This window comes from Oleiphilus sp. HI0123, assembly GCF_001635315.1.
Map to the genome: position 1 here is coordinate 1 of NZ_LWGE01001227.1, position 4,802 is coordinate 4,802.

A 4,802-nucleotide genomic window follows, 5' to 3' on the forward strand; every position below is an offset into this window, starting at 1 on the left:
TTAGTCTTTATTTGAGTGTTAGATTGATGTTACGTATGGTTTTAGTTCGGTTTGTTGGTGTGCTCATGCTTTCAGGGGGTGTGTTAGCGGGTGGCCCTGAAAATCAAGTTCCGGAGCCGATAGTGCTGCAGTCTCTTGATAACGAGGCGATCACCTTCCAGGCAAAAAGCAATGGCTGCACCAAGCCTGAAGACTTTCGGATGAGAGTGCAAGGGCGCGACGTGTCTGTGCTTAGGGTGAAGAAAGACTCTTGTCGACGAATGCCTTTTTGGAAAACATTTTCACTTCCCATTTCTCTGGATTCCAGAGAAGTTCAGGTTTATTTATTAAACCCTCTTGTCCTTAGACCTCTTTAGGTCTGCTTCTAGGTATGGAAAATACTGATTCTAGAAAGCACTTATTGCAGCTTTCTATTACTTTTCTCATATTTGTTATTCCTTCGTTTGCTATAGAGCTTAGTGACACCTTTTTATTTGAAAATAGCCAGTTTGATTTTAGCTTTGATCGGCAGCGTATTGCTGAAGGGCAATGGTGGCGCTTGCTGGTGGGGCATTTTGATCACCTGAGTTGGTTTCATCTCGGTTTGAATGCTCTATTCCTTGGGGTTTTGTTGTTTACCTTTTCAGGCTTGGGGCGAGCGGTGCGTATTGTTTCTTTGCTCTGCGCTTTCTTTCTTATTATTAGCGTCATGATATGGTTCTGTAGTCCGGGTCTAAGTGTCTATGTGGGCTTGTCGGGAGGCTTATACGGTCTATTGGTTTATGCTTTGTATCAAGATCACTTGTACCCACTGTGGTTGCGTGTGCTAGTGTTTTTGGGTTTATTGGTTAAGGTTGTCTACGAATACTTTGCTGATGCTAGCGAGCAGGTAGCAGAGCTAATTGGTGGTTCAGTTGCGACAGATGTTCATGTTTATGGTGTGTTTGCTGGTGTGCTGAGTGTTATTTTCTTAAGAATTTTTCGTATTTGATTGATAGCTGTGTCGCAACTTAGACACTGAGATTGTTATCGATTGTTAAATCACTTTATTTTTTGTGTTCGATATCATTTAATAGTCTGACTGAAATTTGCTCAATAAATGGACAAACGTAAATGAAGGATATCTGCGTTGAATTTGTTTAGGTGTAGGGAGTGAAAGTGAAGGAGAGTCTTATGAAAAGTTTAAAACAGTCAGTTGTCGTAAAGTTGATGTCAGCTTTTTTGTTTTCGGTGATATTTGCCAGTGCGTCGGCTTATGCAGAAGATGACGAGTTTGTTCCTGCTTACCAAAATGAAGGGAACTATCAGATGGAAGATCCTGATAAATATTTTACCTACCGTGAGGGGCGTAAGTATTACACTTCTGGTAAGGAAAACGGTATTCGCGTGAATGAGAATAACGAAGAGTCAACCGATGAGACCGTTGGTATTCTGACCTTTATTCTTGCACCAGCGACAATAATTTATATGAACCTAGTAGGTTGGTGGGAATAAGTCTTACTTTTCATTCTGCAAATAGAAAGCTGCATTTCTTAAATATTCGGGCGGTAAATTGCCTAGATTGCAAAGAAATGTGGCTTTTTTCATTTCTATTAGCTAGCTGTGGTCTGAGTTGATTGAATCTTCCCCTCCTGAGCAAGTATAATCGGCGACTATTTTGTGGCATGTTTTTACTAGGAACTTATACAAGCTGTGGCGATGCGATTATTAAGAGGGATGCATAACCCCGGGCTGATAGCAGCTTGTCAGCACTTAAGCACAAATAAAAGTTCGCCTAATACGGCATGTGTTGCAACGATTGGCAACTTTGATGGTGTGCACCTTGGGCATCAAGCGATTCTAGAGCAAGTAGTTACCGAGGCAAAAACACAAGACTTACGGTCCGTTGTTATTATTTTCGAGCCTCAACCTCTTGAGTATTTTAAAGCCGATGAAGCGCCTGTTCGTTTAATGCGCTTTCGAGAGAAGTATCAGGCGATATCCGAGTACGGTATCGACTTTGTATTTTGCTTAAAATTTGATGCGCATTTGAGTCAGCTTAGTGCAGAAGAGTTTATTCAGCAGGTTTTGGTGGATCACCTGAGTATTAAGCACCTGGTGATTGGTGATGACTTTAGGTTTGGGGGCGACCGCTCGGGTGATTATGCGCTCTTGAAAGATGCGGGAAAGCGCTTTGGTTTTAGCGTTGAAAGTACTCAGACAGTTGAGTGTGAAGAATCACCTCTTAGAGTTAGTAGTACGCTGATTAGAGAATTGTTGGCCAAGAGTAATTTTAGTGCTGCTGAGAATGCTTTAGGGCGCCCTTATAGTTTCATGGGTAAGGTTATCCACGGCCAGAAACTTGGACGCCAATTAGGGTTTCCGACAGCGAATGTAGCCTTAAAGAGAACGAAAGTACCATTTTCAGGTGTCTATGTCGTAAGCCTTTATTTGAACGGTGAGGATAATACCCCTTATCAAGGTGTAGCGAATGTTGGGGTTAAACCAACCGTTGGGAATTACTTGCCTTCTCTAGAAGTACACCTGTTCGGCTTTGATCGAGATATATATGGCCGAAATGTTCGAGTTGTTTTTCATCAGAAAGTACGTGATGAGCAGCGTTTTAATGGTATTGACGCTCTGAAAGAACAGATAGATAAAGATGTTAAGCAGGCCAAGGAATATTTTAAAAAATTGGCCAGCTAGAAAGATATAAACGCGATCTTGATAAAAAATTATTGAGTGCCTTAGTGATCTAAGGACAATATTGACAACCTGATGTGACAATAATATGAGTGATTACAAGCATACTTTAAACCTTCCCGAAACCAAGTTTCCAATGCGTGGCAATCTGGCTCAGCGAGAGCCTGGCATGTTAAAGCAGTGGCAGGATATGGATTTGTATCAACAAATCAGAACCGCCCGGGCGGGAGCAGAGAAGTTTATTCTTCATGATGGCCCTCCGTATGCAAACGGTAGTATTCATATTGGTCACGCGGTTAACAAGATTCTTAAAGATATTATTGTCAAAGCGAAAACAATCAGTGGTTATGACGCACCTTACATTCCGGGTTGGGACTGCCACGGCTTACCGATTGAACACAATGTCGAAAAGAAAAAAGGCAAGGCCGGCGTAAAAATAGACTACCCTGAGTTTCGTCAGGCCTGTCGTGACTACGCGGCTAAGCAGGTTGCAGGCCAGAAAGAAGACTTTATTCGTCTAGGTGTTCTGGGTGACTGGGATAAGCCTTACCTAACCATGGACTTTAAGTTTGAAGCCGATATTGTCAGAGCCTTGGGACAAATTATTGAAAACGGCCACTTGCAGAAAGGCTTTAAGCCGGTTTACTGGAGTGTTGTCGGTGGTTCTGCATTAGCTGAAGCAGAAGTTGAATATCAGGATAAGCAGTCAACAGCGATCGATGTTCGTTTTAATGTCGCCGACCAGACTGCTGTTTACGAGGCTTTCTCTGTTGATGCGCAAGATGTGCCTATGTCTGTTGTGATCTGGACGACCACGCCATGGACATTACCTTCTAACCAAGCGGTATCTTTAAACGCTGAATTAGAATATGCCTTGGTTAAGGCTGACGCGGGTAATGGCACTGAGCTACTTATCATGGCTGATGCTTTAGTTGATGATAATGCTGAGCGCTATGGTTTGGAGTCTTTTGAAGTCTTAGGCCGTTGTATTGGCCAGGCGCTTGAGAAACAAGCGTTGATTCATCCTTTCTATCGAGATCGTCAGGTTCCCGTTATTTTGGGTGACCACGTCACTACCGACGCGGGTACCGGTGCGGTTCATACAGCACCCGATCATGGTGTAGACGATTTCAATGTAGGTAAGAAGTACGGTTTAGGCACGCTCAACTATGTTGATGGCGGTGGCACTTTCCGTTCTGATGTCGACAAGTTTGCTGGCCAGCATGTTTATAAGGTTGATGCAGCGATTTTAGAAGAGCTAGAGAGCCAAGGCGCACTGCTTAAGAAAAAGGTCTTCACACATAGCTATCCGCATTGTTGGAGAACCAAGACTCCGCTGATTTATCGTGCGACGCCGCAATGGTTTGTCAGTATGACCCAGAACGGTTTGAAAGAAGCTGCATTGGAAGCGGTGAAAGGTGTTCAGTGGGTACCTGAATGGGGTCAGAATCGTATCGAAGCAATGTTGGAGCAAAGCCCTGATTGGTGTATCTCTCGCCAGCGTACTTGGGGTGTTCCGATTACTTTGTTTGTTCATAACGAGACACAAGAGCTTCATCCTGATACACAAAATTTGATCGCTAAAGTAGCTGAGAAAATTGAACAGAAGGGTATTGATGCCTGGTTCGAATTGGATGCGAGCGAATTATTAGGTGATGACGCTGAGAATTACACAAAAGTAACCGACACTTTAGATGTTTGGTTTGACTCGGGCGTGACGCATGCCGCGGTATTAAAGCAGCGCGAAGAGCTAGGTCAGTACCCTGCCGATTTATACTTGGAAGGCTCGGATCAACACCGTGGTTGGTTCCAGTCCTCTTTGAAGACGGGTATCGCGATTAATAATGCAGCACCTTATAAGCAGGTGTTAACACACGGCTTCACCGTTGATGGTGAAGGCAAGAAGATGTCCAAGTCTTTGGGTAACGTTGTTTCGCCACAAGAAGTGATGAACAAGCTAGGGGCTGATATCTTGCGTTTCTGGGTAGCGGCAACAGACTATAGTGGTGAAATGACGGTTTCTGACGAGATCCTCAAGCGAGCTGCCGAATCTTATCGTCGTATTCGAAATACTGCGCGCTTCCTGTTGTCTAATATCAATGGTTTTGAGCCAGAGAAGGACTTGGTAGCGCCTGAAGAGA

General features: G+C 43.8%; 5 protein-coding genes. All 5 read left to right on the plus strand.

Annotation, left to right across the window (positions count from 1 at the left end):
• The coding region (locus tag A3761_RS14085) for a hypothetical protein (protein WP_068750377.1) at nucleotides 1-356 on the plus strand (356 nt) is incomplete at its 5' end.
• Between the two features lie 14 nt (nucleotides 357-370).
• Nucleotides 371-970 (plus strand): rhombosortase, encoded by a 600-nt coding sequence (gene rrtA, locus A3761_RS14090; RefSeq protein WP_068509929.1) that lies wholly within the window; start codon nucleotides 371-373, stop codon nucleotides 968-970.
• Between the two features lie 182 nt (nucleotides 971-1,152).
• Complete coding sequence (locus A3761_RS14095) at nucleotides 1,153-1,473, plus strand: hypothetical protein (RefSeq protein ID WP_068512276.1); 321 nt, start codon at nucleotides 1,153-1,155, stop codon at nucleotides 1,471-1,473.
• Nucleotides 1,474-1,677: 204 nt separating this feature from the next.
• A complete protein-coding gene (ribF, locus tag A3761_RS14100; RefSeq protein WP_068553663.1) occupies nucleotides 1,678-2,664 on the plus strand; it encodes a bifunctional riboflavin kinase/FAD synthetase in 987 nt (328 codons plus the stop codon).
• Between the two features lie 85 nt (nucleotides 2,665-2,749).
• The coding region (gene ileS / locus A3761_RS14105; RefSeq protein WP_068750379.1) for an isoleucine--tRNA ligase at nucleotides 2,750-4,802 on the plus strand (2,053 nt) is incomplete at its 3' end.